This window comes from Cellulomonas pasadenensis, assembly GCF_047229365.1.
Taxonomy (GTDB): Bacteria; Actinomycetota; Actinomycetes; order Actinomycetales; family Cellulomonadaceae; genus Cellulomonas.
The window spans coordinates 1-25,807 of sequence record NZ_JBFTEP010000049.1; the positions used below are offsets into that span (position 1 = coordinate 1).

Consider the following 25,807-nt stretch of genomic DNA (forward strand, 5'->3'; position numbering starts at 1 on the left):
GTCGTGCCCGTGCCGTCGACCGCCGCCGCCCGCCGACGCCGCGGCCGCGCCCCCGTCGACGTCCTCGCCGCCGGGGTGGTGGAGGGCCTGCGTGCCGGCGGCCGCACGGCCGGTGTGGGCCGGGTGCTGGCCCGCCGCGGCGGGGCGGACCTCGCCGGCCTGGGCGCGCGCGACCGGGTCCGGGCGGTCGCAGGGAGGGTCCGGGTGCGGCGTCCGCAGGAGCTCGGTGGGACCGTCGTGGTGCTCGTGGACGACGTGCTGACGACGGGCGCGACGCTCGCCGCGTGCGTGCGCGAGCTGCGGGGGGCGGGCGCCGACGTCGTCGGCTGCTGCGTGCTCGCCGCGACGCCGCCGCCGTCCCGCGCCCGCGCCGCGCCGCCGACCGGGACCTCGGTCCCGGACCCGTGACCAGGAGGGCCGCCCGCGCCCGCACGGGGGACGGCAGGTGCGCCCGGCCGTGCGCGGCGGAGTGCGGCCCGGGGGCTCCCGGCGTTAGCGTGGTGCCTTGGGAACGACGCCCCGCGCGACCGTCCTCGCTGGTCGGACGTGTGCGCGGCGAGGGAGGTGATGCCGCTCCTGTGCCCCTCGCGGGGCCACAGACGTACGTCCCGCCCGGGCGGGTGCATCCCGCCCCTGACCTCCCCAGGAGGCCCCCATGGAGATCGTGGTCGCCGGCCGGCACACCGAGGTGTCCCCGCGGTATCGCGCACACCTCGAGAACAAGCTCGCCAAGATCGAGCAGCTGGCCCCGCGCGCGCAGCGCGTCGACGTGATCGTGTCGCACGAGCCGAACCCCCGGCAGTCGGACAGCAGCGAGAGGGTGGAGATCACCGTCGTGGACAAGGGCCCGGTGATCCGCGCCGAGGCCTGCTCCGACGACGCGTACGCCGCCCTGGACCTCGCTCTGGGCAGGCTGATCGAGCGGCTGCGACGCTCGCGTGACCGGCGCAAGGCGCACCGCAGCCACGGTCAGGCGGTCCCCGCCGACGCGATGCCCCTGGAGCCGGGGGACCTGCCCGACGACGCGCCCGCGCCCGAGCCCGAGCCGGCGCGCGACGAGGACGGGGTGCTGGAGACGACGCTCGGCGACTCGCCCGTCGTCATCCGCGAGAAGATCCACCGCGCGCAGCCGATGACGGTGGACGACGCGCTCTACGAGATGGAGCTCGTCGGGCACGACTTCTACCTCTTCGTCGACGCCGAGACGGCTCAGCCCGCGGTCGCCTACCGGCGGCGCGGCTGGAGCTACGGCGTCATCAAGCTCGACGCGCCAGTGCGTGACGCGGGCGGCGCGGCGGAGGCCGTCGCCGGCTGACCGCTCGCAGCGCACCGGTACGGCAGCACGGGGCGGTGGCCGCACGGCGGTCGCCGCCCCGTGGCGTGCCCGCCGGTCGCGCCCGGCCGGCCGTGTCGGTGGGGCGCGGCAGGATGCCGTCATGAGCGCCGTGCACCCGCGTCCCGAGCCGCGCGAGATGCTGACCGTCGCGCAGGTGCGCCGTGCGGCGCTCCGGGCGTCCGGGCTCGACCGGCCGCGGCCCGTGCGCGACGGCCCGGTCGGCACCCGGGGGCTGCAGGCGGTCGTGGACCGGCTCGGCCTGCTGCAGATCGACTCGGTGAACGTCCTCGCGCGGGCGCACCTCATGCCGGTGCACGCGCGCCTCGGCCCGTGGGACGTCACGGCGCTGGACCGTGCGAGCGGCACCGCGCCGCGCCGGCTCGTGGAGACGTGGGCCCACGAGGCCTCGTTCGTGCCGCCCGCGACGTTCCGCGACCTCGGGTTCAAGCACGAGGCCTGGCGCGCCCGGGCGGCGAGCCAGGGCGCGCAGATCCACGGCGTGCCCCTCGACTGGGCGCCCGAGGTCACGGAGGTGCGTGCGCTCGTCGACGCGCAGGGCCCGGTCACGGCGCGCGAGGCGCACGAGCTCATGGGCGCCCGGCACGCCCGGTCGACCGAGCAGTGGGGCTGGAACTGGACGGTCGCCAAACGCGTGCTGGAGTACCTGTTCGCGATCGGCGAGCTGACCTCGGCGGGGCGCAACGCCCAGTTCGAGCGCCGCTACGACCGGGCGGACCGGGTGCTGCCGCCGGCCGTCCGCGGCCTGCCGCCGGCGGACGAGGGCGACGCGCGGCGCCGGCTCGCCGCGACGGCGGCCCGCGCGCACGGGGTGGCGACGGTGCGCACGCTCGCCGACCACTGGCGCACCCGGGTCGACCGTACGCAGGCCGCCGTCGACGAGCTGGTCGAGGACGGCGTGCTCGTCCCCGTGCGCGTCGCGGGGTGGGCGGCGACGGCCTACCGGCACGTCGACGCGACCGTGCCGCGCCGGGCGACCGGGCGGGCGCTGCTCAGCCCGTTCGACCCGCTCGTGTGGGAGCGGGCGCGCACCGAGGAGCTCTTCGGCCTGCGGTACCGCATCGAGATCTACGTGCCGGCCGAGCGCCGCGTGTGGGGCTACTACGTGCTGCCGTTCCTGCTCGGCGACCGTCTCGAGGCGCTCGTCGACCTCAAGGCCGACCGGGGTCAGGGGGTGCTGCGCGTCGCGGCCGCCCACCGCGCGCCGGCCGGCCCGCCCGAGGGCGACGTGCACGACGACGCGTCCGTGGCGCGCGAGCTCGTCGCCGAGCTCCGCACGCTCGCGACCTGGCTCGGCCTCGGCGACGTCCGGGCGGACGGCGCGGCGGGGGACCTCGTGGCCCCGCTCACGGCGGCGCTGCACGCGGGGGCGGACCCCCTGCCGTGACGCACGACGGCACCCGCACGGCCCGGGGCGGTGTGACGGGCGCCCCACGGCGCCCCCGCACTCGCCTACGATGGACCGCGCCCGGTCGAGCGACCGGGACACGGACCGCCCCGGCGCTGCGCGCGGACGGGGCGCAGCACGTCGGGAGAGATGCGTGACGGCGATCCTCGAGAAGGTCCTCCGGCTGGGCGAGGGACGGGTCCTCAAGAAGCTCTCCGGCATCGCCGCGCAGGTCAACGCCCTCGAGGACAGCTTCACGTCCCTGTCGGACGCCGAGCTGCGCGAGGAGACCGACCGCTTCAAGGCCCGGCTGGCCGACGGCGAGTCGGTCGACGACCTGCTGCCCGAGGCGTTCGCCGCGGTGCGCGAGGCGTCGCGCCGCACGCTCGGCCTGCGCCACTTCGACGTCCAGCTCATGGGCGGTGCCTCCCTGCACCTCGGCAACATCGCCGAGATGCGCACCGGTGAGGGCAAGACCCTCGTGGCCACGGCGCCCGCCTACCTCAACGCGCTGTCCGGCAAGGGCGTCCACGTCGTCACCGTGAACGACTACCTCGCCGGCTACCAGGCCGACCTCATGGGCCGCGTCTACCGGTTCCTCGGCCTGACGACCGGCACGATCCTGGCCAACATGACGCCCGCGCAGCGTCGCGAGCAGTACGCCGCCGACATCACGTACGGCACCAACAACGAGTTCGGCTTCGACTACCTGCGCGACAACATGGCGTGGAGCGTCGACGAGCTCGTGCAGCGCGGCCACCACTTCGCGATCGTCGACGAGGTCGACTCGATCCTCATCGACGAGGCCCGCACGCCGCTCATCATCTCCGGGCCCGCGTCGGGCGACACGAACCGCTGGTACGCGGAGTTCGCCAAGGTCGTCCGCCGCCTGCAGCCCGAGCGCGACTACGAGGTCGACGAGAAGAAGCGCACGGTCGGCGTCCTCGAGCCGGGCATCGAGCGCGTCGAGGACTACCTCGGCATCGACAACCTCTACGAGTCGCTCAACACGCCGCTCATCGGCTTCCTCAACAACGCCATCAAGGCGAAGGAGCTGTTCAAGCGCGACAAGGACTACGTCGTGATGAACGGCGAGGTCCTCATCGTCGACGAGCACACCGGCCGCATCCTCGCCGGCCGTCGCTACAACGAGGGCATGCACCAGGCGATCGAGGCGAAGGAGGGCGTGGCGATCAAGGCCGAGAACCAGACCCTCGCCACGATCACGCTGCAGAACTACTTCCGCCTGTACGACAAGCTCGGCGGCATGACCGGCACGGCCGAGACCGAGGCCGCCGAGTTCCAGGGCACGTACAAGCTGGGTGTCGTCCCGATCCCCACGAACCGGCCGATGATCCGCATCGACCAGAAGGACCTCGTGTACAAGAGCGAGGAGGGCAAGTTCGACGCGGTCGTCGCGGACATCGTCGAGCGCCACGCCAAGGGGCAGCCCGTCCTCGTCGGCACGACGAGCGTGGAGAAGTCCGAGCTGCTGTCGTCCAAGCTGAAGAAGCAGGGCGTCCCGCACGAGGTCCTCAACGCGAAGCAGCACGCGCGGGAGGCGGCGATCGTCGCGCAGGCGGGCCGCAAGGGCGCCGTCACGGTCGCGACGAACATGGCCGGGCGCGGCACCGACATCATGCTCGGCGGCAACGCCGAGTTCATGGCCGTCGCGGCGCTCGCCGAGCGCGGGCTCGACCCGGCGGAGAACGCGGAGGAGTACGAGGCCGCCTGGCCCGACGCCCTCGCGGAGGCGAAGGCGGCCGTCGCGGCGGAGCACGAGGAGGTCACCGAGCTCGGCGGCCTGTACGTGCTGGGCACGGAGCGGCACGAGTCCCGCCGCATCGACAACCAGCTGCGCGGCCGGTCGGGCCGTCAGGGCGACCCGGGCGAGTCCCGCTTCTACCTGTCGATGCAGGACGACCTCATGCGGCTGTTCAACTCGGGGCTCGCCGAGTCGATGATGACGCGCGCGGGCTTCCCGGAGGACATGCCGCTGGAGTCGAAGATCGTCACGCGCGGCATCCAGTCCGCGCAGTCGCAGGTCGAGGCCCGCAACTTCGAGATCCGCAAGAACGTGCTCAAGTACGACGACGTCATGTCGCGCCAGCGCGAGGTCATCTACGAGCAGCGTCGCCGCGTGCTCGAGGGCGAGGACCTGCAGGAGCAGCTCGCGCACTTCCGCACCGACGTCCTCACGGACTACATCGCGTCGGCGACCGCCGAGGGCCGGCCGGAGGACTGGGACCTCGATGCGCTGTGGACGGCGCTCAAGGGCGTGTACCCGGTCTCGATCACGCCCGACGAGGTCGTCGACGCGGCCGGCGGCGAGACCCGGCTGTCGACCGAGCTGCTGACGCGCGAGGTGCTCTCGGACGCCGAGCACGCGTACGACGAGCGCGAGGCGCAGCTCGGCGCCGACAACATGCGCCAGCTCGAGCGGCGCGTGGTGCTCTCGGTGCTCGACCGCAAGTGGCGCGAGCACCTCTACGAGATGGACTACCTCAAGGAGGGCATCGGGCTGCGCGCGATGGCGCAGCGCGACCCGCTGGTCGAGTACCAGCGCGAGGGCTTCCAGCTCTTCAACGCGATGACGGACGCCATCAAGGAGGAGTCGGTCGCGTACCTGTTCAACCTCGAGGTGCAGGTCGCGCCCGCCGACGGCTCGGCCGAGGCGGTCCAGCCCGGTGCGCCCGTCGTCAGCGTCGAGTCCGCCGCCGCGGCGGCCGGCAGCGCCGGGGCAGCCGCCACGGCACCCCGTCCCGACGCCCCGCCGGCCGGCCGGCTGGTCGCCAAGGGCATCGACGGCCCGGCCGAGCGCACGCCGCTGCAGTACACGGCGCCCTCGGTCGACGGTGACGGGTCGGTCGTCACGCGACGCGACGGCAACGGCGGCCCGTCGGGCGACCGTTCCAGCGGCGCCGGTGCGGCGGACGGCACCAACCGCGCCGACCGCCGCAAGGCCTCGAAGCAGCGCAAGCGCTGACCCCGGCTCGCCGGCGTCGACCCGACGCCACGCCGCCCGGCGCCCGTCCGCAGACCGCGGACGGGCGCCGGCCGCGTCCGGCCACGTCAGCCGATCTCCAGGGTGGTGACCCGCCAGCCGCCGCGGTGCGCCTCCAGGCGCAACGCCACCGCCCGCACGCGTGCGCCGTCGTCGACGACGAGGCACGCCTCGGCGGTACGGGCGTCCACCGCGCACACGCGGACGCGGCGCACCTGCGGGCGTCGCGGCGGTGTCGGGACGCCCGCGCGCCGGGCGAGCGCCGCGCGCTCCTGCACGGCGACGAGCACCCCGGGCGCGAGCCACCGGGCGAGCTGACCCCACGGTCGGCGGCCGAGCACCACCTCGACGCACGCCAGCCCGACGCCGTGCGCGAAGCGGCCGGCGTCCACGGCGGGCTCCGGCCCCGGCTCCTCGTCGGCCGCGTCCGCCACCAGCGCGCGGTCGCTGACGACCAGCCGCACGCGCTCCGCGAGGCTCGGGGGTGCCCCGAGCGGCCGCTCGGCGCGCGGGCGCGGCTCCGCCGGGACGGCGGGCACGAGCCGCAGGCGCGGTGCGCGGACGACGGGTGCGGGCGTCGGTGCCGGCGCGGGCGCCCGCGTCGGGACGGGGGGAGCCGGGGCGCGGGCGGCGTCGGCCGCCGGGGGCACGGGGGTCAGCGTCGTGCGGGCGGGACGCAGGCGGTGGAGCACCGCCTCCACCCCGGTCGGCTCGGCGTCGTGCAGCAGCGTGGTCATCGGGTGCTCCCGTCGGCGTCGGCCGGCACGACGAGCACCTGACCGGGGCGGATGAGGTCGGGGTCGGGGCCCACGGTCGCGGCGTTCGCCGCGTACCAGGCGGGCCAGGCCGCGGCGACGGCGGCGTCGGACGCGTCCGGCCCCAGGTGGCGCGCCGCGACGGCCCAGAGGGTGTCGCCCGGCTGGACGACGACCGTGCCGGTCGACGTGCCGGTGACCTGCTCGGTGGTGGCCCGCTCAGCGGCCTGGCCGGCGGCTGCCTGCTCCGCCCCGGCCGGCGTGCCGACCGGGGAGGGCGCTGCCGACGCGGCGGCCCGGGCAGCGGGCACGGAGGACCCGCGTCCGGCGGCGGGTGCGGCGGGCGAGGAGTCCGTCGGTGCCCCGACGGGCGACGCGGCGTCGTCGGCGGGCGACGCCGCCGGGAGGGACGTGGCCGGGTCGGGTGACGGTACGCCGGCGTGGTCGGGTGCGGTGTCGCCGGCGCCACCACGCGCGGTCGCCGCCGTGGCGGGCGCGTCGTGCGCGTCTCGCGGGCCGGGCGTGGCCTCCGTCGACGGACCGGCGGTCGCGGGCGCCGCGGAGGTCGGTGCCCAGCCGAGGTCGGTGACGTCCAGGACGACACCGCCCTCGGCGACCGCGGCGCCGGCGTCGCCGGACGGGGCGGCGTGCGCGCCGGTCGCGGCGCCCACCCCCACGGCCGCGACGACCGCGACGGTCAGGGCCCTGCGGACCACCGCCGGGGCGCACCGGCGCACGACGGCCTCGCCGTGGCTCCAGGCGCGTCCGCCCGCCCGCACCAGGGCGCACGCCCCGGCGAGGACGGCGGTCGCGCCGATCCACGCTGCGGCGACGGCGCCGACGAGGAGCACGGCTGCCGCGACCGTCCCGTCCACGCGCCGCAGCGGCGGCGCGAGGAGGGCGGGCAGGGCGTGGGTGGCGGCGAGCACGGCGACCACGGTCGCGAGGAGCCCGCCCACCAGCAGCGTCGTGGCGAGCGCCGCGGCACGGCCGGACGAGCCGGTGGGCGGGCGGGAGGTGGGGCGGGTCATCGGCATCCTCGCGATCGTGCAGTTTGATGTCGTTTGATGCAGGAAGAGTGCCCTAGGTGTACCGACGGGCGGGTTGCTTGTCCACAGATGTCCGCTCTGTGGCACTCACGCGAGTCGCGCGTCGACGGGGCGTTACCGTCCGCGCATGCGGTGGGAGCGGCTGTTCGCCGACCTCGAGGGCCAGCTGGCCGCCGGCGTGGCCGAGCAGGGGCGCTGGGACGTCGCGGACCTCGTCCGCGCGGAGCGGGCGCAGGTCGGGCTCGTGGACCGGCTCCGCGCCGCCGTGGGTGCGCGCGTGCGGGTGCGTCTCGCCGACGGCGGCGAGCCGCTGGAGGGCGAGGTCGTCGACGCGGGCACGGACTGGCTGCTGCTGGGCGTGGCCGGCCACCGCCGCGCCGTCGTCCCCCTGACCGCGCTCGACGTCGTGTCAGGCCTGCCGGTCGCGGTCGCGCCACCGGCCGGGCGCGTGGAGAGCAGGCTCGGGCTGGCTCACGTGCTGCGCGCGCTCGCCCGTGACCGCGCCTCGGTGACCGTGCGGACCCGCGGCGGGATGCTCACGGGACGCGTCGAGCGCGTCGGGGCGGACCACGTCGACCTGACGCCCGACGCCGCCGGGTCGGGGTGGTCGACGGTCACGTTCGGGGCTCTCTGCGCGGTCGTGTCCGCATGAGCGGGCGAGGCGGCCGCGCGCGCGGCGGCCAGCGGGAGCAGGGGCCCGGCCGGAGGGCGGGGTCAGCCCGGCGCGTCGCCCGGCGTGCTCGCGTGCGCGTTGCGTGCGCGGGTCTGCTCGTACATGCGCTCGATGTACCTCTCGAGCTCCGTGGCCTCGACGCGCCACTGCAGACGTCCGCCGATCTGGATCGCCGGCAGCTCGCCGGAGCGCACCAGGGCGTACGCCTGGGGCGCCGAGACGTTGAGGATCTCGGACACGTCGGCGAGCGTCAGGAACCGCGGGGCCATGGCGGCAGTCTGGCACGCAGGGCAGCGCCCGCCCCGTCGTCCACAGGCACCGCCCGGCGGCCGCCGCGCCGCTCCCGCGGTGCGCCACACTCGGCTCGCCCGCACCGCCGCTGAGCTCGTACCGCCGCCGCCCGTACCGCCCCGATCCCGTCCCTCGCCCCGTCCTCCCGTGGAGACCCCGTGGACACCACCGTGCTCGACCTCCCCGCACCGACCGCGGTGCGGCTGCGCCGCCCCGGCTGGCGCGACCCGCGCCTGCTCGTCGGCCTCGTGCTGATCGCCGGGTCGGTCGCGCTCGGCAGCTGGGCCGTCGGCGCCGCCCAGCGGACGGTGCCCGTGTGGGTCGCGCGCGACGTCCTCGCACCGGGTGACGCGCTGGACCCGGACGACCTCGTGCTCGCCGACGTGCGCCTGGGCGCCGCGGCGGACCGCTACCTGCGGGCCGACGCGGACCTGCCGCCGGACCGCGTGGTGCTCCGGACGGTCGACGCGGGTGAGCTCGTGCCGGTGGCCGCCGTCGGGTCGGCGGACGCGCTCGCGGTGCGGCCGGTGGCCGTGCCCCTGACGGGTCCGGCGTCGCGCGGCCTCGTCGCGGGTGCGTCGGTCGACGTCTGGTGGACGCCGTCCGGTGCGGACGCGGCCACGGCCGACGCCGCGCCGGCCGATGCCGCGCCCCGCCAGCTCGCCTCGGCGCTCACCGTCGCGGAGGTCAGCGCGCCCGACGGCGCGTTCGGCACGGGCGGGAGCCGCACGGTCCACGTGCTGGTGCCGACCGACGACCTGCCCGCGGTGCTGGCCGCGCTCGCCGGCGACGGCGTGGTCGACGTCGTGCCCGTACCGGGCAGCGGGGGCTGACGTGGGCGTCGGTGTGCTGTGCGCGGTCCAGGGGGCCGCGGAGTCGGCGATCGTGCAGGCGGTGGAGGGGTCGGGCGGCCGCCTGTCCGTCACCCGCCGCTGCGCCGACCTCACCGAGCTGCTCGCCGCCGCCGAGGCGGGCCTCGGGGGTCTCGCGGTCGTGTCGGCGGACCTCGAACGGCTCGACCGGGAGGCGGTCGCGGTCCTGCACCGCTGCGGCGTGCGCGTCGTCGGCCTGGGCGACCCGACGCGCCCGTGGCTCGCGGAGCGCCTCGCGGCGCACGGCGCGGACCTGGTCGTCGACGTGCCCGCGGACGCCGACGCGGTCGTCCGGGACGCCCTCGGCGTGCTCGCGGGCGACGCGCCCGCGCGCCCCGCCGCGGCCCCGGACCCGGTGCCCGTGAGCCGACCCGGCGCGACCGTGGCGGTGTGGGGGCCGACCGGGGCGCCGGGACGCACGTTCGTCGCGGTCAACGTCGCCGCGGAGCTCGCCGCTCTGGGGCTCGACGTCCTGCTCGTCGACGCCGACACGTACGGCGGCGTCGTCGCGCAGGTCCTCGGCGTGCTGGACGAGTCCCCGGGGCTCGCCGCGGCGGCGCGCGCCGCCGGTCAGGGGGCGCTCGACCTCCCGACGCTCGCCCGGCTGGCTCCGGTCGTGCTGCCGCGCCTGCGGCTGCTCTCGGGCGTCGCGCGCGCGGACCGGTGGCCCGAGCTGCCCGGGTCGTCGCTCGAGGAGGTCCTGCGCGTCGCCCGCGGCCTCGCCGACGTCACCGTGGTCGACACCGGTTTCGCGATCGAGCAGGACGAGGTGCTCAGCTACGACACCCGCGCGCCCGTGCGCAACGCGGCCACCCTCACGGCGCTCGAGCAGGCGGACCTCGTGCTCGTCGTCGGCGCCGCCGACCCGGTGGGCGTCCAGCGGCTCGTCCGCGCACTGGGGGAGGCGTCCGAGAAGGGCCTCGCGGTGACGCGGCGGGTCGTCGTCAACCGGCTGCGGCCCACCGTGGCGGGCCCCCGCCCGGCGGAGTCGGTCGCCGCCGCGCTGGCGCGGTACGCGGGGGTGCACGACGTGGCGCTCGTCCCCGACGACCGCGCGGCGGCCGACGCGGCGCTGCTCGAGGGGCGGGCGCTGCGGGAGGTCGCGCCGGGCTCGCCGGCGCGTCGCAGCCTGGCCGCGCTGGCGGCGGAGGTCGCGACGACGGTCGGCGCGGAGGCGCGCACGACCGTCGCGTGACGCCCGCTGACGGCACACTGTGTGCGTGCGCGTCTATCTTCCCGTGACCCTCGACGAGCTGCAGGACACCGCCCCGGTCCTCCTCGCGCCCCGCCCGGCCCACGCCGTCACCGCCGCCCTGCGCGCCGCGTGGGCGGAGGAGGACGAGGAGGGCTGGGAGTACGCCGCGCAGGCGAGCGCCGCCGACGGGAGCCTCGTGCTGCTCGCGGGCCGCCCGGCGGCGCCGCGCCTGCGGGTCGTCGTCGCTGCCGACGTCCCCGACGCGTGCGTCACCGCCCCGTCGACCACGACCGTGCCGTCGGCGGTCGAGGTCGTCTGCGGCGTCGCCCTGGAGCAGGTCGCGAGCATCCACGTCGACGAGCCGGAGGCGGTGCCGGACGTCGCCGCGGCCGCCGGCGGGGACGAGGAGGCGCTGGAGCGTCTCGAGGAGCGGGACCTGCTCTGGTACGACGTGACGGAGGTGCTGGACATCCCGCGCGGGTGAGGTCGGTCACGAACGACCGTCCCGCGCCGCCCGGAGCCGTGACCGGTTGGACCGACCGGCCGTCGCTCGGGTAGTGTCCACTGCCGGTGCGGCGCCCACGGGTGCGGCACCGGAACTCTGCGACAGCACCCGTCCCGATGTCCGCATCGGGGCAGGGGACGGTGCCGGGAACGGTATCGGTGCAGGTCACAGGCCATGGGGTATGGTGTAATTGGCAGCACGACTGATTCTGGTTCAGTTAGTCTAGGTTCGAGTCCTGGTACCCCAGCGCAGCTCACGGAGTCATCCGCGAGCGGCTCGGACACCCGCCGTACGCGGCGGATCCGGCTCCGGCCCGAGTTGTCGACTCGGACGGGACGTCGGGTAGAGTGTTCACACGGCACACAGCCCACGGGTTGTGCGCAAGGCCCCCGTTGTGTAGCGGCCTAGCACGCCGCCCTCTCACGGCGGTAGCGCCGGTTCGAATCCGGTCGGGGGTACGTCCGAGGCCCGGTCACCACCAGGTGACCGGGCCTCGCTGGTTCTCCGCCCGCGACGTCCCCGCCCGCGGCCGGGGCAGTGGCGTCGCGGAGCTGCGTGGTCCGGTGCTGCATCGTCCGGCGCCGCGTCGTCGGGTGCCGCGTCGTCGTCGACCGCCGGTGTCCTCCGGGGGCAGCACGACGCCCCGGTCGCGGTGACCGGGGCGTCGAGGGAGCGGCGACGGCGCTGCGGCGGTGCCCGCCGCGTCAGTCCGCGGTGCGGCGCAGCACCTCGGTGAGGCGGTTCGCGGCGGACACGACGGCGGCCGCGTGCAGCCGGCCGGGCTGGCGCGACAGGCGCTCGAGCGGCCCGGACACGGACACGGCCGCGACGACGCGGCCGGACGGGCCGCGGACGGGCGCGGAGACCGACGCCACGCCGACCTCGCGCTCGGAGACCGACTGCGCCCACCCGCGGCGCCGCACGCCGGAGAGGATGGTGGCGGTGAACTTCGCGCCCTGCAGGCCGCGGTGCAGCCGGTCGGGCTCCTCCCACGCGAGCAGCACCTGGGCGGCCGAGCCGGCCTGCATCGTCAGCGTCGCGCCGACCGGGATCGAGTCGCGCAGCCCGATGGGACGCTCGGCGGCGGCGACGCAGATGCGCTGGTCGCCCTGCCGGCGGTACAGCTGCGCGCTCTCGCCGGTGTGGTCGCGCAGCAGCGCGAGGACGGGTCCCGCGGCGGCCAGCAGGCGGTCCTCGCCGGCGGCGGTCGAGAGCTCGGACAGGCGCGGTCCGAGGATGAAACGGCCCTGCAGGTCGCGTGCCACGAGCCGGTGGTGCTCGAGTGCGACGGCGAGGCGGTGGGCGGTGGGGCGCGCCAGATGGGTCGCCGCGACGAGCTGTGCGAGGGTCGCCGGACCGGCCTCGAGAGCGCTCAGCACCGACGCGGCCTTGTCCAGGACGCCGACTCCGCTAGAGTTGTCCATAGGTCGATATTGACGTCTCGCAGGCTGAGATGCAAGACGGCACGCGAGACAGGGCCCGATCGCCGGGCCACGACGAACCGGGGCCCCCGCCCGGAGGAGAGGAACTGACGAGATGGCCGGCACGCTGGCGGAGAAGGTCTGGGACGCGCACGTCGTGCGCCGCGGCACGGACGGTGCGCCCGACCTGCTGTACATCGACCTCCACCTGGTCCACGAGGTGACGAGTCCGCAGGCCTTCGAGGGGCTGCGGCTCGCGGGCCGCCCGCTGCGCCGCCCGGACCTCACGATCGCGACCGAGGACCACAACACCCCGACGCTCGACATCGACCGTCCCATCGCCGACACGACGAGCCGCACGCAGATCGAGACGCTGCGCCGCAACGCCGCGGAGTTCGGGGTCCGCATCCACTCCCTGGGTGACGCGGACCAGGGCATCGTGCACCAGGTCGGCCCGCAGCTCGGGCTCACGCAGCCGGGCCTGACGGTCGTCTGCGGCGACTCGCACACCTCGACGCACGGCGCGTTCGGCGCCCTGGCGTTCGGCATCGGGACGAGCGAGGTCGAGCACGTGCTGGCCACGCAGACGCTGCCGCTGGCGCCGTTCAGGACCATGGCGATCACCGTCGACGGTCAGCTGCCGCCGGGGGCCACGGCGAAGGACATCATCCTCGCGATCATCGCGAAGATCGGCACGGGCGGCGGGCAGGGCTACGTGCTCGAGTACCGCGGCGAGGCCATCCGCTCCCTCTCGATGGAGGGGCGCATGACGATCTGCAACATGTCGATCGAGGCCGGCGCGCGCGCGGGCATGATCGCGCCCGACGAGACGACGTTCGAGTACCTCAAGGGCCGCCCGCACGCGCCCGAGGGTGCCGACTGGGACGCCGCCGTCGAGTACTGGCGCACGCTGCGCACCGACGACGACGCGGTCTTCGACGCCGAGGTCGTGCTCGAGGCGGCCGACCTGGAGCCGTTCGTCACGTGGGGCACCAACCCCGGGCAGGGCCTGCCGCTGTCGGGCTCGGTCCCGGTGCCGGAGGAGATCGCCGACGAGAACGAGCGCGTGGCCGCCGAGCGGGCGATCGAGTACATGGGCCTCACGCCGGGCCAGCCGCTGCGTTCCATCCCCGTCGACACGGTCTTCATCGGGTCCTGCACGAACGGCCGCATCGAGGACCTGCGCGCGGTCGCCAAGGTCGTCGAGGGCCGCAAGAAGGCGGACGACGTCCGCGTGCTCGTCGTCCCGTCCTCGGCGCGTGTGCGCCTGCAGGCCGAGGCCGAGGGGCTCGACCGGATCTTCCTCGACTTCGGTGCCGAGTGGCGCAACGCCGGCTGCTCGATGTGCCTGGGCATGAACCCCGACCAGCTCGCGCCGGGGGAGCGCTCGGCGTCGACGTCGAACCGCAACTTCGAGGGCCGGCAGGGCAAGGGCGGCCGCACGCACCTCGTCTCGCCGCTCGTCGCGGCCGCGACCGCCATCCGCGGCACGCTGTCGTCCGTCGCGGACCTCGGCCCCGACGTCCCCGTCCCCGACGGCAGCCCGCTCGTGCGCACCGACGCCGCCCTCCAGTCCGCCTGACGCCCCGCACCGAACAGGACCACCCTCATGGAGAAGTTCACCCAGCACACCGGCGTCGGCGTCCCGCTGCGGCGCAGCAACGTCGACACGGACCAGATCATCCCGGCCGTGTACCTCAAGCGGGTCACCCGCACGGGCTTCGAGGACGCGCTGTTCGCGGCGTGGCGCGGGGACCCGGCGTTCGTCCTCAACCAGGACGCGTACCGCGCCGGCTCGGTGCTCGTGGCCGGCCCGGACTTCGGCACGGGCTCGTCGCGCGAGCACGCCGTGTGGGCGCTCAAGGACTACGGGTTCCGCGTCGTGATCGCGTCGCGGTTCGCGGACATCTTCCGCGGCAACTCCGGCAAGCAGGGCCTGCTCGCGGCACAGGTCGCGCAGGAGGACGTCGAGCTGCTGTGGAAGGTCCTCGAGACGCGACCGGGCACCGAGGTGACCGTCGACCTCGAGGCGCGCACCGTCACGGCCGACGACGTCGTGGTGCGCTTCCAGGTCGACGACTACACGCGCTGGCGCCTGATGGAGGGCCTCGACGACATCGGCCTCACGCTGCAGCACGTCGACGAGATCACCGCGTTCGAGGAGCGCCGCGAGCCGTGGCGCCCGCGGACGCTGCCCGCCAAGCACCTGCCGCCCGTCGAGGTGCGCCCCGCGCGCCCCGTGGTCGGCGTGGAGATCGGTACGACGCGCCTGGCCTGAGCTGAGCCGCGCGGTCGGACGGCGCGGCGCGTCCGCGCCACCTCCCGGACCCGCCCGCTACCGTGGCCACGAGCGCGGTGAGCGCACGGGTCCGGGAGGAGCGTCGGACATGGCGGGCAAGCACGAGATCGTGGAGCGGGTGGCGGCGCGGACCGCCGACGGCGGCGGCACGCGCGCGCAGGCGTCGGAGGCGGTCGAGGCGGTGCTCACGGAGATCACCGCGGCGCTCGTCGCGGGTGAGCGCGTCACCCTGACCGGCTTCGGGACCTTCGAACCCGTGGCTCGCGCCGAACGGTTCGCCCGGAACCCGCGGACCGGCGAGACGGTCCGCGTGGCCGCCACGACGGTCACGCGGTTCCGGCCGGGCGCCGGGCTGCGGGCCGCGGTCGCCGCGCACGACGCCGGCACGTCCGCCACCTCCGGCGCGTCCCCCGGTGGTGCGGCGTCGTCGACCGCGGGCGAGACCGGGCACCCGCGCGCGATCGCGGTCGCCGGCACGCCCGCGACGGTGGGGAAGCAGGGCAAGAAGGAGCGGAAGGCGGCCGCGAAGGCCGCCACGAGGGCGGACGGCGCCCGGGAGACCGGCAAGAAGGCCGCGGCCGGGAAGGCCGGCAAGAAGGCCGAGGTCGTGAAGACCGGCAAGAACGCGGCCGGCGACGCGACGACCGGCAAGAAGTCCGACAGCGGCGCGAAGGCCGGCAGGAAGGCCGCGGCCGGGAGGACCGGCAAGAAGGCCGACGCCACGAAGAACGGCAAGAAGAGCGGCGCCGGCGCGAAGCCCCGCGCCGGGTCGAAGGCCGCGCGCGCGACGGCCACGCGCTAGTCCGCAGCTCGTCTGCCACCCGGGCGCCCCGCGCGCCCGACCCGGAGCCCTGCCACGAATGTGAGAGTTTCGCGAGGACCCGGCGCCGCGCCACCGTCGTGGCCGGGCACGGGTCCCGCGTAGGGGAGCATGTGACCATGACCGACCTGCTGTACGTCGACGGTGGCAACCCGCTGCGCGGAGAGATCACCGTCCGCGGCGCCAAGAACTTCGTCTCCAAGGCGATGGTCGCCGCGCTCCTGGGCGAGACCCCGAGCGAGCTGCGCAACGTGCCGCAGATCCGCGACGTGGCCGTCGTCACGGGCCTGCTGGAGCTGCACGGCGTCCGCGTGGACGCCGACGCGGAGGGCGGCGTGCTGCGCCTCGACCCCACGGACGTCGAGCAGGCCCACGTGGCCGACATCGACGCGCACGCCGGCTCGAGCCGCATCCCGATCCTCTTCTGCGGCCCGCTGCTGCACCGCCTCGGGGAGGCGTTCATCCCCGACCTGGGCGGCTGCCGGATCGGCGACCGGCCGATCAACTACCACCTCGACATCCTGCGCCAGTTCGGCGCCGTCGTGGACAAGACGGACAACGGCATCCACATCCGCGCGCCGCGCCGGCTGCAGGGCACCAAGATCGCGCTGCCCTACCCGAGCGTGGGCGCCACCGAGCAGCTCCTGCTGACGGCGGTGCGGGCCGAGGGCATCACGGAGCTGTCGAACGCGGCGATCGAGCCCGAGATCATGGACCTCATCAACGTGCTGCAGAAGATGGGCGCGATCATCTCCGTCGCGACGGACCGCGTGATCCGCATCGAGGGCGTGGACCGCCTCGTCGGGTTCCAGCACACCGCGCTGTCGGACCGCATCGAGGCCGCCTCGTGGGCGTCCGCGGCGCTGGCCACGGGCGGCGACGTGTACGTCCGGGGTGCGACGCAGCCCGAGATGACGACGTTCCTCAACACCTTCCGCAAGGTCGGCGGCGAGTTCACGATCGACGACGACGGCATCCGGTTCTTCCACCCGGGCGGCGACCTGCGCTCGATCCAGCTCGAGACCGACGTCCACCCGGGGTTCATGACCGACTGGCAGCAGCCGCTCGTCGTGGCGCTGACGCAGGCCCGCGGCCTGTCGATCGTGCACGAGACGGTGTACGAGAACCGCTTCGGCTTCGTCGACGCGCTCGTCGGCATGGGTGCGACGATCCAGGTCTACAAGGAGTGCCTGGGCGGACGACCCTGCCGGTTCGGGCAGCGGAACTTCTACCACTCGGCCGTCATCTCGGGGCCCACGCCGCTGTCCGCGGCGGAGATCGAGGTGCCGGACCTGCGCGGCGGGTTCAGCCACCTCATCGCCGCCCTGACGGCCAAGGGCACGTCGGCGGTGCGCGGCATCAGCCTCATCGACCGCGGCTACGAGCGCTTCACCGACAAGCTCGACGCGCTGGGCGCGCAGTTCAGCCGGGAGCCGGTCTCCACGCGCTGACGCAGCCCGCACCCGCAGGCACCCACGGGGCCGGTCGCTCGCGCGGCCGGCCCCGTGCGCGTCCGGCGACGGGGCGGGCGGCGGCTACGATCTGCCCGTGCCGTCGCCGCTGCGTTCCAACCGTGCCTACCGCACCGTCGCGCGCATCGTGCGGCCCTTCCTCTTCTCCACCACGCGTGCCGACTGGCACGGCGGTGAGCACCTGCCGACGGACCGCGGTTTCATCGCGGCGTCGAACCACATGACCGAGGTCGACCCGCTGACGCTCGCGCACTACCTCTGGGACCACGGGCACGTGCCCCGCATCCTCGCGAAGGCGTCGCTGTTCTCCGTGCCGGTCGTCGGCCCGGCGCTGCGTGCGACGGGCCAGATCCCCGTGCACCGGGAGACGTCGTCGGCGGGGGACTCGCTGCGCGCGGCCGTCGCGGCGCTCGCCGACGGGGAGTGCGTGGCCGTGTTCCCCGAGGGCACGCTGACGCGCGACCCCGACCTGTGGCCGATGGTCGCGCGCACGGGCGTCGCCCGCCTCGCCCTCACCACGCGGGCACCCGTCATCCCGATCGCGCAGTGGGGCCCGCAGGACCTGCTGGCCCGCTACGGCAAGGTGCTGAGGCCCGTCCCGCGCAAGAAGGTGACGGTCGTCGCGGGACCGCCCGTGGACCTCTCCGACCTGTACGACCGCCCGCAGGACACCGCGACGCTGCGGGAGGCGACGCGCCGCGTGATGGCGGCGATCACCGCGCAGCTCGAGCAGGTCCGCGGCGAGCAGGCGCCCGCCGAGCCGTTCGACATGCGGCGGTCGCGGGGCGGGGACGCCGCGTGACGGCCGTCGACGCGCCGCTGCACGCGGCCGTGCTGGGGTCGGGCAGCTGGGGGACGACCTTCGCGGCCGTCCTGGCCGACGCCGGCTGCACCGTGACGGTGTGGGGCCGCGACGCCGCGACCGTGCGGGAGATCGCCGCCGAGCGCCGCAACAGCCGCTACCTGCCCGGCGTCGCGCTGCCCGCGGGCGTCACCGCCACCGAGGACCCCCGCACCGCGCTGCGCGGCGCGGACGTCGTGGCGGTCGCCGTGCCGTCGCAGCGGGCGCGCGAGGTGCTCTCCCCGCTCGCCGACGCGATCGGGCCGCGGACCGTCGTGGTCTCGCTCATGAAGGGCGTCGAGCTCGACACCGACCGGCGCATGAGCGAGGTCGTCGCCGAGAGCCTGCGGGTGCCGGCGGACCGCGTGGCGGTGCTCTCGGGCCCGAACCTGGCCCGCGAGATCGCGCTGCGGCAGCCGACGGCCACCGTCGTCGCCTCGACGAGCGACGCGACGGCCCGGCTGGTGGCGCGGGCGTGCGCGTCGTCGTACTTCCGCCCGTACACGAACCCCGACGTCGTCGGGGTCGAGCTGTGCGGTGCCGTGAAGAACGTCATCGCGCTCGCGGTGGGCATCTCGCAGGGCCGCGGCATGGGCTACAACACGATGGCGACGGTCATCACGCGCGGGCTGGTCGAGATCACGCGGCTCGGCCTGGCCCTCGGCGCCGACGCGGACACCTTCCCGGGTCTCGCCGGCATGGGCGACCTCATGGCCACGTGCGCGTCGCCCGACTCGCGCAACCACACCCTCGGGGTGCACATCGGGCGCGGCATGTCGCTCGACGACGCGGTCGTGGCGACCGGGGGCACCGCCGAGGGCGTGAAGTCGTGCCGGTCCGTGCTGGAGCTCGCGACGTCGCTGGGCGTCGAGATGCCGATCACCGCGGCGGTCGTGCAGGTGCTGCACGAGGGGCTGCCGGTGGACCGGCTGGCCGGGCTGCTGCTGGCGCGCCCGCACAAGGCGGAGGGCGTCAAGGCGGAGGGGGTCGCGGCGGAGGGCGTGCCGGCGCCCTGACGGGACCGCGCGCCCGCGTCCCGACGGGACCGCGTGCCGGCGCCCTGACGGGACCGCGCGCCGCCGGGAGACGGCGCGCGACCGCGGTCACACGGTGCCGCGCGCCACCTGCAGCGCGGCGTCGAGCGCCGTCCCGAGGTCCGCCCACAGGTCGTCGACGTCCTCGATGCCGACGCTCATGCGCACGAGGTCCTCGGGCACGGTGAGGGACTCGGTCGCGAACCGCCGACGCCGCTCGAGCGTCGACTCGACGCCGCCGAGGCTCGTCGCCGGGACCCACAGGCGCACGGCCGCCACGAACGCGTCGGCACCCGCGGCGCCGCCGACGGGCCGCACCCCGAGGATGGAGCCGTAGCCGTCCATCTGGGCGGTCGCACGGGCGTGCCCCGGGTCGTCGGGCAGGCTCGGGTGGCGGACCTCGACGACCGCGGGGTGGGCGGCGAGGCGGCGGGCCAGCTCGGCCGCGCTGCGCTGCGAGCGCTCGACGCGCAGGGCCAGCGTGCGCAGCCCGCGCAGCGCGAGCCACACCTCGAACGGGCCGGCGATCGCGCCGTGGTTCGTGCGGTGCGCGACGACGCGCGCGTGCAGCGCGGGGTCGTCCGTGACGACGGCGCCGAGCACCACGTCGGAGTGCCCGGCGAGGTACTTCGTCACCGAGTGCACGACGAGGTCCGCGCCGAGCGCGAGGGGCCGCTGGCCGAGCGGCGTGGCGAACGTGTTGTCGACGGCGACGAGGGTGGCCACCTCGTGCGCGGCGGCGACGAGGGCCGGCAGGTCGGCGACCTCGAGCATCGGGTTGGTCGGGGACTCCAGCCACAGCATCGCCGCGGGCGGCACGTCGCCGCCGCCGCGGACCGCCGCGGCGACCGCCTCGGTGTCCGCGACGTCGACGAGGTCGACGGTGAGCGCGCCGCGCTCGGCGAGCTCGCGCAGCAGCACGAGGGTCACCTGGTACGCGTGCCGGGGGACGACGACGCGCCCGCCGACGGGCACGAGCGCGAGCACCGCGGCGATCGCGGCCATGCCCGAGGCGAGGACCACCGCGGGCGGCCCGTCGACGTCCCGGCCGGCGGCCGCGTGCCCGGCGCGCTCGAGGGCCGCCAGGGCCTCCTCGAAGGGCTCCCACGTCGGGGTGCCGCTGCGCGCGTACAGGTGCTCGCCGGCGACCGGCTCGCCCTGCGACACGTACGTCGAGGACAGCACGACGGCGGGGTTCACGGCGGCGCCGGGCGTGCGCGCGGGGCGGCCCGCGCTGACGGCGAGCGTGTCGGGGGAGAGGGCGGCGGGGTGCGACGAGGTGTGCGGGCGTTCCACCCGCGCAGGGTAGCCCGCGCGGCGCCTCGGTCCGTGCGCGCGCCCGGTAGGGTCGGGCGGCGATGGACGCCACGACAGCCCCCGCGACGGAACCCACGGCCACCGGCCACCCCGACGGGGGAGGTGGGCGGCCCCGGGTCATGGTGCTGTTCGGCGGCCGCTCCGGCGAGCACGCGATCAGCTGTGCCACGGCCGGCGGCGTGCTGCGCGCGATCGACCGCGACCGGTACGACGTCCTCGCCGTCGGCATCACGCGTGCCGGCCAGTGGGTGCTCGCCGAGGACGACCCCGACCGGTGGGCCATCCGCGACGGGCGGCTGCCCGAGGTCGAGGACACGGCGACGCGCGTCGTGCTGCCGCAGGGCACCGTCGAGCACGACGTCCAGGTCGTCGAGGACGGGCGCGTGCCGCGCACGCTCGGCGCCGTCGACGTCGTCTTCCCGCTGCTGCACGGCCCGTTCGGCGAGGACGGCACGCTGCAGGGCCTGCTCGAGCTCGCGGACGTGCGCTACGTGGGCTCGGGGGTGCTCGCGTCGGCGGTCGGCATGGACAAGCACATGATGAAGCTCGTGCTCGCGGGCTCGGGCCTGCGCGTCGGGCCGTTCCGCGTGCTGCCCGGCGGTGCGCCGGCCGACGCGGCCACGCTCGACGCCGTCGTCGCCGACCTCGGCCTGCCGCTGTTCGTCAAGCCCGCGCGCGCGGGGTCGAGCCTCGGCATCTCGCGCGTCGACGACCGGGCGCAGCTCGAGGCCGCCGTCGCCGAGGCGCGCCGGCACGACCCGAAGGTCGTGATCGAGGCCGCGATCGTGGGCCGCGAGGTGGAGTGCGGCGTGCTCGGCGGACGGGCCGGGGCGCCCGCGCGCGCGTCGCTGCCGGGCGAGATCGTCGTCACGGACGCGCGGCACGCCTTCTACGACTTCGAGGCGAAGTACCTCGACGAGGCCGGCGTGCAGCTCTCCTGCCCCGCCGACCTGCCGGCCGACGTCGTCGAGCGCGTGCGAGAGGTCGCGGTGCAGGCGTTCGACGCCGTCGGGTGCGAGGGCCTCGCGCGCGTCGACGTCTTCGTCACGGCCGACGACGAGGTCGTGGTGAACGAGATCAACACGATGCCCGGCTTCACGCCCTACTCGATGTACCCGCGCATGTGGGAGGCGACGGGCACGACGTACCCCGAGCTCGTGGACGAGCTCGTCGGGCTCGCGCTCGAGCGGTCGACCGGCCTGCGCTGACCGGCGTCCGCCGGTCGCGTCAGAGGCAGGACCGCTCCTGCCGGGTCAGCGCGACGGCCGGCCCGAGCAGGTCGACGAACGACGTCGTCGCGAACTCCGTGACGGCCTCCGGCACGCGCACCTCGACGGCGGGGACCCGTCCGTAGGTGGTGAACGTCCAGTCGCCGTCGTCCTCGACGACGACCCAGTCGGTCGTCGGCCCGTTCGGCGTCTCGACCGACTGGCAGCGGTCCGCCGTCGGGCCGAGCGGCTCCACGCCGCAGCGCAGCACGACCGCCGCGTCGGCGCGTCCCCACGCGGCCGTCGCCTGCGCGTCCGTGTCGAGCCGCGGCAGGTCGTCGGACAGCTGCGGCGGCAGGGCCAGCACCACCGACGCGCACACGGGGTCCGTCGCGTACGGGGCGACGTCGACCGCGACGGTCGGGGCGCACGCCGCGAGGGTGACCACGGCCGCGGCGACGAGGAGCGGGGTGGGGCGGCGTGGCACGGCTCCACGGTACCCGGCGTCCGTGCCGGTCCCGTCGGCCCGTCGGCCCGTCGGCCCGTCGGCCGCCGCGCCGGCCCGGTCGCCCCACGACCGCGTGCGCGGTGCGGGCGCGGGACCGTCTAGCGTGTGCGCGTGGCCGCCGAGAGCACCCTCGTCCGTGACCTCGCCGAGCAGGACCTGCTCGACCGGATCTTCCCCCACCTGCCCGTCGGGTCGCGCACGCTCGTCCCTCCGGGCGACGACGCGGCCGTGGTCGCCGCGCCCGACGGACGCGTCGTCGTCACCTGCGACGTCCTCGTCGAAGGCGTGCACTTCCGGCGCGACTGGTCGACCGGCGCCGACGTCGGCCGCCGCGCCGCCATGCAGAACCTCGCGGACGTCGCCGCCATGGGCGCGCGGCCGACCGCGCTGGTCGTCGGGCTCGTCGTGCCCGGTGCGACGCCCGTGACCTGGGTGGAGGGCCTGGCGGCAGGCCTCGGGGACGCGTGCCGGCCGCTGGACGTCGGCGTCGTCGGCGGCGACCTGTCGTCGGGTCCGGTGCTCGTCGTGGCGGTCACCGCGCACGGCGACCTCGAGGGACGCACGGCCGTGCGCCGCACCGGGGCGCGGCCGGGCGACGTCGTCGCGCTCGCCGGGCGCTGCGGGTGGTCGGGCGCGGGCCTGGCGCTCCTCGCGGCCGGCCGCACGGACGTCGCCGCCGACCTGGTCGCCGCCTACCGGTCGCCGGAGCCTGTCGTCGCGGCGGGACCCGCCGCCGCCCGCGCGGGGGCGACCGCGATGCTCGACGTGTCCGACGGGCTGCTGCGTGACGCTCGCCGCCTCGCGCGCGCCAGCGGCGTGACGCTCGACCTCGGTGCGCCGCGCACGGTGCTCGCCGACGACGTCCTCCGCCTCACGCCCGCGGCCGACGTGCTGGACGTGCCGGTCGAGGACTGGCTGCTCGCGGGCGGCGAGGACCACGGCCTGCTGGCGACCTTCCCCGCGGACGCCCCGCTGCCCGACGGCTTCCGGCCCGTCGGCGTCGTGCGGGACCGTGCCGACGAGCTCGTGCTCGTCGACGGCCTTCCGCCGCGGCCCGGCTCCGTGGGCTGGGACCACTTCGGGGACTGAGGCGCCCGGGCCGGGGTCGTCCGGCGGGCGGTCCGTGCGGGCGCCGAGCCGGCCGGCTCAGCCCCGGCGGTAGCGGATCTCGAGGAGCTCGGCGCCGCCGACGTCGTCGAGGCGCTCGACGCCGTCGGGCTGGAACCCGTGGCGCCGGTAGAAGTGCCGCGCGCGCTCGTTCGCGGACAGCACCCACAACGTCAGCGGCGTCTGCTCGCCGGCCTCGGCGACGACCGTGCGGATCAGCTCGCGTGCGACCCCGCGGCCCCACGTGCCCGGGTCCAGGTAGATCGAGTAGATCTCGCGCTCGCCGCGGCGGGCGTCCTCGTCGCGCGACGGGCCGTAGGAGGCGAAGCCGAGCAGCCGGCCGCCGGCCTCCGCGACGAACGTGCGGACGCGGTCCTCGGGACCGGCCGCGAGCAGCTCGCGCCAGCGACGCGACCGCGCCTCGGTGTCGAGCGCGCTCAGGTACTCGTCCGGGACGATGCCGGCGTACGCCTCCTGCCAGGAGCGGACGTGCACGTCGGCGATGGCCGGGGCGTCGTCGGGCGTGGCGGGGCGGATGGTGACCTCGTCGATCTGCTCGACCATGACGCCAGCGTGCCACACGGGCCGTCGGCCGCACGAGGGATCGCCGGGTCCGTCGTCGGCCGCTCGCGCGGCCCCGGGGCACAGCATGAGGGCCCGTGAGCGGTGCTCACGGGCCCTCGTCGGGTCCTGCTGTGCGGGTGCGCCGGCGCCCGGGGGCGGCGGCGCGGCACGGAGGTCTCCGCGCGCGTCTCAGACGGCGCGCTGGACCTTGCCGGCCTTGAGGCACGAGGTGCACACGTTGAGGCGCTTCGGGGTACCCGCCACGACGACGCGGACCCGCTGGATGTTCGGGTTCCAGCGGCGCTTCGTGCGCACGTGCGAGTGCGAGATGCTGTGCCCGAAGCTCGGGCCCTTGGCGCAGACGTCGCAGTTGGCAGCCACGGTCTTCTCCTGGTTCTGGTCTGTCCCGGGCCGGCGGGCGGTCCGGTTCGTGCACGACCCGCGCACGCGGCCTCGGCCGGGCCGTCACCAGGGGTCTGATGACAGGCCACGACCGCACGACGATGCGTCGGGAAGTCGGTGGGGATGCCGGACGGGGTCCGGGCAACCGGACAAGGCTAGCCCATCGACGTCCTGGCGCCCAAATGTGGGCGCCGTGCGGCACAGTGCTCCGGTGGACGCGGCGGCGGGGAGCCGCCGGCGGGCCTCGTGCGCGGGCCGCACGGGGGCGTCCCGGGACGACGGCGGAGGGCGGGGACGGATGGCGGTGCGGCCGGGGGACGGCACCGGGCTGGAGCCCGGGGACGGTGCCGACGTGCCCGCTGCCGACGTGCCTGCTGCCGGTGCGCCCCGTGCCGGTTCGGGTGCCCTGGGCGACCCCGTCGTCCTCCGTGCCTGGGCCGCGGGCGCCCGGACGGCCTGCGCCGCCGCGCGCGAGCGCGTCGACGCCGTCAACGTGTTCCCCGTGCCGGACGCCGACACGGGCTCCAACGTCCTGCTGACCGTCTCGGGGGGAGCGGACGCGGTCGCCGCCCTGCCCGCCGGTGCGGACGCGGCCGCCGTGGCGCGCGCGCTCGCGACCGGGGCGGCGACGGCGGCGCGCGGCAGCTCCGGGATCATCGTCAGCCAGTGGCTCGTCGGCCTCGCGGCCGCCGTGGCGGCGGGGGACGACCTGGCCGGGGCGCTCACCCGCGCGGCGGTGGCCGCGCGCGCCGCGGTGCCCGACCCGCAGGAGGGCACCGTCCTCACCGTCGCCGCCGAGGTCGCCGCGCACGTGGGCCGCGACGCGACGGCGCCGGTGGGCCGTGACGCGGCGGCGCGGGGAGCGGGCGCGCGCACGGCGGCCGACGTCCTCGCGGAAGCGCTCGCCGTGGCGCGCGCCGACCTCGGCCGGGTCAGCGCCGGTCACGACGTCCTGCGGGCCGCGCACGTCGTCGACGCGGGGGCGTGCGCCCTGCTCGTCCTGCTCGACGCGCTCGGGCACGCGCTGCGCACGCGGACCCCCGCCGGCGCGGTGGACGTCGACCTCGCGTGGCTGCCGTCCGGCGCACCTGCGCCCGGCGCCGGCCGCACCGCTCATGCGGGCCACGCGGGCCACCCCCACGAGGGCCACGGCGCGTCGGGCGGCGGCGCGTTCGAGGTGATGCTGCTCGTGCGCAGCGGCGCGGACGCGGACGCCGGCTCGGCCTCGCGGGCGGACGCCGACGCCCTCGCGGCCGCGCTGCGCACCGTCGGGGACGCCGTCGCGGTCGTCGCCGCCGGTGACCGCTGGCACGCCCACGTGCACACGGACGACCCCGCGGCGGCGCTGGCGCTCGTCCCGGCGGCGGCGCGCGACCGGGTGCTCGTCCGCGCGGTGGAGCCGGGCGTCGTGGCCGGGCCGGGGCTCGTGGTGGTCACGGCGTCGCCCGGGCTCGCGGGATGGTTCGCCACGGCCGGGGCCGTCGCGCTCGTCACGGGAGCGGGGGCGCCGCCGGACCCGGCGCACGTGCGGCGCGCGGCGGTCGACACCGAGGCGGCGACCGTCCTCGTGCTCGACGCGGTCGGCGGCGTCGCGGCCGCGGCGGCGTCCCCGGACGTGCCGGAGGTGGCGGCGTCCCCGGACGTGCCGGAGGTGGCGGTGCTGGCGGCGGGGTCGGACGGCGCGGCCGTCGTCGCGTGCCTCGCCGCGCTCGCGGACCCGCCCGCGGGC

The 25,807-nt window shown here is 76.4% G+C and carries 25 protein-coding genes and 2 tRNA genes; 19 read left to right on the forward strand and 8 right to left on the reverse strand.

What is annotated here, in order from left to right:
• From AB6N23_RS09005 to secA, 4 genes are all read left to right on the forward strand, one after another.
• Positions 1 to 408: phosphoribosyltransferase family protein (locus AB6N23_RS09005; protein ID WP_412865752.1), on the forward strand; the 408-nt coding region annotated here is incomplete at its 5' end.
• Between the two features lie 247 nt (positions 409 to 655).
• Entirely contained in the window at positions 656 to 1,315 is a 660-nt protein-coding gene (gene hpf, locus AB6N23_RS09010) for a ribosome hibernation-promoting factor, HPF/YfiA family (protein WP_378201744.1), read from the forward strand.
• Positions 1,316 to 1,436: 121 nt separating this feature from the next.
• Positions 1,437 to 2,741: a winged helix-turn-helix domain-containing protein gene (locus AB6N23_RS09015; RefSeq protein ID WP_412865753.1), complete on the forward strand. Its 1,305-nt coding sequence runs from the start codon at positions 1,437 to 1,439 to the stop codon at positions 2,739 to 2,741.
• Positions 2,742 to 2,895: 154 nt separating this feature from the next.
• Positions 2,896 to 5,727 (forward strand): preprotein translocase subunit SecA, encoded by a 2,832-nt coding sequence (gene secA, locus AB6N23_RS09020; RefSeq protein WP_412865754.1) that lies wholly within the window; start codon positions 2,896 to 2,898, stop codon positions 5,725 to 5,727.
• Positions 5,728 to 5,813: 86 nt separating this feature from the next.
• On the opposite strand, the gene AB6N23_RS09025 is transcribed toward secA, so the two are convergent.
• Both AB6N23_RS09025 and AB6N23_RS09030 read right to left on the reverse strand, forming a co-directional pair.
• Entirely contained in the window at positions 5,814 to 6,482 is a 669-nt protein-coding gene (locus AB6N23_RS09025) for an Rv3235 family protein (RefSeq protein ID WP_412865755.1), read from the reverse strand.
• The gene (locus AB6N23_RS09030) at positions 6,479 to 7,531 is read right to left on the reverse strand and encodes a LysM peptidoglycan-binding domain-containing protein (protein ID WP_412865756.1); all 1,053 of its coding nucleotides are present in this window, start codon (positions 7,529 to 7,531) and stop codon (positions 6,479 to 6,481) included. Before AB6N23_RS09030 ends, AB6N23_RS09025 begins: the two co-directional genes overlap by 4 nt.
• Positions 7,532 to 7,676: 145 nt before the next feature.
• Between AB6N23_RS09030 and AB6N23_RS09035 the strand changes: the two genes are divergently transcribed.
• Positions 7,677 to 8,201, forward strand: a complete 525-nt coding sequence (locus AB6N23_RS09035) for a hypothetical protein (RefSeq protein WP_412865757.1) — start codon at positions 7,677 to 7,679, stop codon at positions 8,199 to 8,201.
• 62 nt (positions 8,202 to 8,263) lie between these two features.
• Here the strand turns inward: AB6N23_RS09035 and AB6N23_RS09040 are convergent, their stop codons facing one another.
• Complete coding sequence (locus tag AB6N23_RS09040) at positions 8,264 to 8,491, reverse strand: helix-turn-helix domain-containing protein (RefSeq protein ID WP_378202268.1); 228 nt, start codon at positions 8,489 to 8,491, stop codon at positions 8,264 to 8,266.
• 180 nt (positions 8,492 to 8,671) lie between these two features.
• Here AB6N23_RS09040 and AB6N23_RS09045 point away from each other — a divergent pair, with 180 nt between their 5' ends.
• From AB6N23_RS09045 to AB6N23_RS09065, 5 genes are all read left to right on the forward strand, one after another.
• Entirely contained in the window at positions 8,672 to 9,346 is a 675-nt protein-coding gene (locus tag AB6N23_RS09045) for an SAF domain-containing protein (RefSeq protein WP_412865758.1), read from the forward strand.
• Position 9,347: 1 nt separating this feature from the next.
• Positions 9,348 to 10,580 (forward strand): CpaE/TadZ family protein, encoded by a 1,233-nt coding sequence (locus tag AB6N23_RS09050; RefSeq protein ID WP_412865759.1) that lies wholly within the window; start codon positions 9,348 to 9,350, stop codon positions 10,578 to 10,580.
• Between the two features lie 25 nt (positions 10,581 to 10,605).
• The gene (locus AB6N23_RS09055; protein ID WP_412865760.1) at positions 10,606 to 11,064 is read left to right on the forward strand and encodes a DUF6912 family protein; all 459 of its coding nucleotides are present in this window, start codon (positions 10,606 to 10,608) and stop codon (positions 11,062 to 11,064) included.
• Positions 11,065 to 11,260: 196 nt separating this feature from the next.
• Positions 11,261 to 11,332, forward strand: a tRNA-Gln gene (locus AB6N23_RS09060).
• A gap of 138 nt (positions 11,333 to 11,470) precedes the next feature.
• Positions 11,471 to 11,543: transfer RNA gene (locus AB6N23_RS09065), tRNA-Glu, on the forward strand.
• Positions 11,544 to 11,789: 246 nt separating this feature from the next.
• Here AB6N23_RS09065 and AB6N23_RS09070 read toward each other — a convergent pair.
• Entirely contained in the window at positions 11,790 to 12,509 is a 720-nt protein-coding gene (locus tag AB6N23_RS09070) for an IclR family transcriptional regulator (protein ID WP_155376907.1), read from the reverse strand.
• A 112-nt stretch (positions 12,510 to 12,621) separates the two neighbouring features.
• On the opposite strand from AB6N23_RS09070, the gene leuC reads away from it, so the two are divergent.
• The 6 genes from leuC (at position 12,622) to AB6N23_RS09100 (ending at position 18,954) form a co-directional block, all read left to right on the forward strand.
• The gene (gene leuC, locus AB6N23_RS09075) at positions 12,622 to 14,088 is read left to right on the forward strand and encodes a 3-isopropylmalate dehydratase large subunit (protein WP_412865761.1); all 1,467 of its coding nucleotides are present in this window, start codon (positions 12,622 to 12,624) and stop codon (positions 14,086 to 14,088) included.
• 27 nt (positions 14,089 to 14,115) lie between these two features.
• Entirely contained in the window at positions 14,116 to 14,784 is a 669-nt protein-coding gene (leuD, locus tag AB6N23_RS09080; protein WP_412865762.1) for a 3-isopropylmalate dehydratase small subunit, read from the forward strand.
• A gap of 109 nt (positions 14,785 to 14,893) precedes the next feature.
• Positions 14,894 to 15,607 carry an HU family DNA-binding protein gene (locus AB6N23_RS09085; protein ID WP_412865763.1) on the forward strand — a complete coding sequence of 238 codons (714 nt, stop codon included), beginning with the start codon at positions 14,894 to 14,896 and terminating at the stop codon, positions 15,605 to 15,607.
• A gap of 137 nt (positions 15,608 to 15,744) precedes the next feature.
• Entirely contained in the window at positions 15,745 to 17,076 is a 1,332-nt protein-coding gene (murA, locus tag AB6N23_RS09090; RefSeq protein ID WP_412865764.1) for a UDP-N-acetylglucosamine 1-carboxyvinyltransferase, read from the forward strand.
• Positions 17,077 to 17,173: 97 nt separating this feature from the next.
• Complete coding sequence (locus AB6N23_RS09095; protein WP_378202242.1) at positions 17,174 to 17,899, forward strand: lysophospholipid acyltransferase family protein; 726 nt, start codon at positions 17,174 to 17,176, stop codon at positions 17,897 to 17,899.
• Positions 17,896 to 18,954 (forward strand): NAD(P)H-dependent glycerol-3-phosphate dehydrogenase, encoded by a 1,059-nt coding sequence (locus tag AB6N23_RS09100; RefSeq protein ID WP_412865765.1) that lies wholly within the window; start codon positions 17,896 to 17,898, stop codon positions 18,952 to 18,954. The genes AB6N23_RS09095 and AB6N23_RS09100 overlap by 4 nt, the downstream gene beginning before the upstream one ends.
• Before the next feature lie 87 nt (positions 18,955 to 19,041).
• Here the strand turns inward: AB6N23_RS09100 and AB6N23_RS09105 are convergent, their stop codons facing one another.
• Positions 19,042 to 20,268, reverse strand: coding sequence for a trans-sulfuration enzyme family protein (locus AB6N23_RS09105; protein WP_412865766.1), 1,227 nt, complete (start codon positions 20,266 to 20,268; stop codon positions 19,042 to 19,044).
• A gap of 62 nt (positions 20,269 to 20,330) precedes the next feature.
• On the opposite strand from AB6N23_RS09105, the gene AB6N23_RS09110 reads away from it, so the two are divergent.
• Entirely contained in the window at positions 20,331 to 21,497 is a 1,167-nt protein-coding gene (locus tag AB6N23_RS09110) for a D-alanine--D-alanine ligase family protein (RefSeq protein ID WP_412865767.1), read from the forward strand.
• 19 nt (positions 21,498 to 21,516) lie between these two features.
• Here the strand turns inward: AB6N23_RS09110 and AB6N23_RS09115 are convergent, their stop codons facing one another.
• Positions 21,517 to 21,984 carry a DUF3515 family protein gene (locus AB6N23_RS09115; RefSeq protein WP_412865768.1) on the reverse strand — a complete coding sequence of 156 codons (468 nt, stop codon included), beginning with the start codon at positions 21,982 to 21,984 and terminating at the stop codon, positions 21,517 to 21,519.
• A 132-nt stretch (positions 21,985 to 22,116) separates the two neighbouring features.
• On the opposite strand from AB6N23_RS09115, the gene AB6N23_RS09120 reads away from it, so the two are divergent.
• A complete protein-coding gene (locus AB6N23_RS09120; RefSeq protein ID WP_412865769.1) occupies positions 22,117 to 23,094 on the forward strand; it encodes a thiamine-phosphate kinase in 978 nt (325 codons plus the stop codon).
• A gap of 57 nt (positions 23,095 to 23,151) precedes the next feature.
• Here the strand turns inward: AB6N23_RS09120 and AB6N23_RS09125 are convergent, their stop codons facing one another.
• On the reverse strand, positions 23,152 to 23,676 hold the full coding sequence (locus AB6N23_RS09125; protein WP_412865770.1) for a GNAT family N-acetyltransferase: 525 nt from the start codon (positions 23,674 to 23,676) through the stop codon (positions 23,152 to 23,154).
• A gap of 189 nt (positions 23,677 to 23,865) precedes the next feature.
• Positions 23,866 to 24,057 carry a 50S ribosomal protein L28 gene (gene rpmB / locus AB6N23_RS09130; protein WP_135974635.1) on the reverse strand — a complete coding sequence of 64 codons (192 nt, stop codon included), beginning with the start codon at positions 24,055 to 24,057 and terminating at the stop codon, positions 23,866 to 23,868.
• 373 nt (positions 24,058 to 24,430) lie between these two features.
• On the opposite strand from rpmB, the gene AB6N23_RS09135 reads away from it, so the two are divergent.
• The coding region (locus tag AB6N23_RS09135; protein ID WP_412865771.1) for a DAK2 domain-containing protein at positions 24,431 to 25,807 on the forward strand (1,377 nt) is incomplete at its 3' end.

Coding starts and splice junctions, on each gene's coding strand:
- hpf (WP_378201744.1), top strand. CDS start 656: ATGGAGATCGTGGTCGCCGGCCGGCACACCGAGGTGTCCCCGCGGTAT.
- AB6N23_RS09015 (WP_412865753.1), top strand. CDS start 1,437: ATGAGCGCCGTGCACCCGCGTCCCGAGCCGCGCGAGATGCTGACCGTC.
- AB6N23_RS09025 (WP_412865755.1), bottom strand. CDS start 6,482: ATGACCACGCTGCTGCACGACGCCGAGCCGACCGGGGTGGAGGCGGTG.
- AB6N23_RS09030 (WP_412865756.1), bottom strand. CDS start 7,531: ATGACCCGCCCCACCTCCCGCCCGCCCACCGGCTCGTCCGGCCGTGCC.
- AB6N23_RS09035 (WP_412865757.1), top strand. CDS start 7,677: ATGCGGTGGGAGCGGCTGTTCGCCGACCTCGAGGGCCAGCTGGCCGCC.
- AB6N23_RS09040 (WP_378202268.1), bottom strand. CDS start 8,491: ATGGCCCCGCGGTTCCTGACGCTCGCCGACGTGTCCGAGATCCTCAAC.
- AB6N23_RS09070 (WP_155376907.1), bottom strand. CDS start 12,509: ATGGACAACTCTAGCGGAGTCGGCGTCCTGGACAAGGCCGCGTCGGTG.
- leuC (WP_412865761.1), top strand. CDS start 12,622: ATGGCCGGCACGCTGGCGGAGAAGGTCTGGGACGCGCACGTCGTGCGC.
- leuD (WP_412865762.1), top strand. CDS start 14,116: ATGGAGAAGTTCACCCAGCACACCGGCGTCGGCGTCCCGCTGCGGCGC.
- AB6N23_RS09085 (WP_412865763.1), top strand. CDS start 14,894: ATGGCGGGCAAGCACGAGATCGTGGAGCGGGTGGCGGCGCGGACCGCC.
- murA (WP_412865764.1), top strand. CDS start 15,745: ATGACCGACCTGCTGTACGTCGACGGTGGCAACCCGCTGCGCGGAGAG.
- AB6N23_RS09110 (WP_412865767.1), top strand. CDS start 20,331: ATGGACGCCACGACAGCCCCCGCGACGGAACCCACGGCCACCGGCCAC.
- AB6N23_RS09125 (WP_412865770.1), bottom strand. CDS start 23,676: ATGGTCGAGCAGATCGACGAGGTCACCATCCGCCCCGCCACGCCCGAC.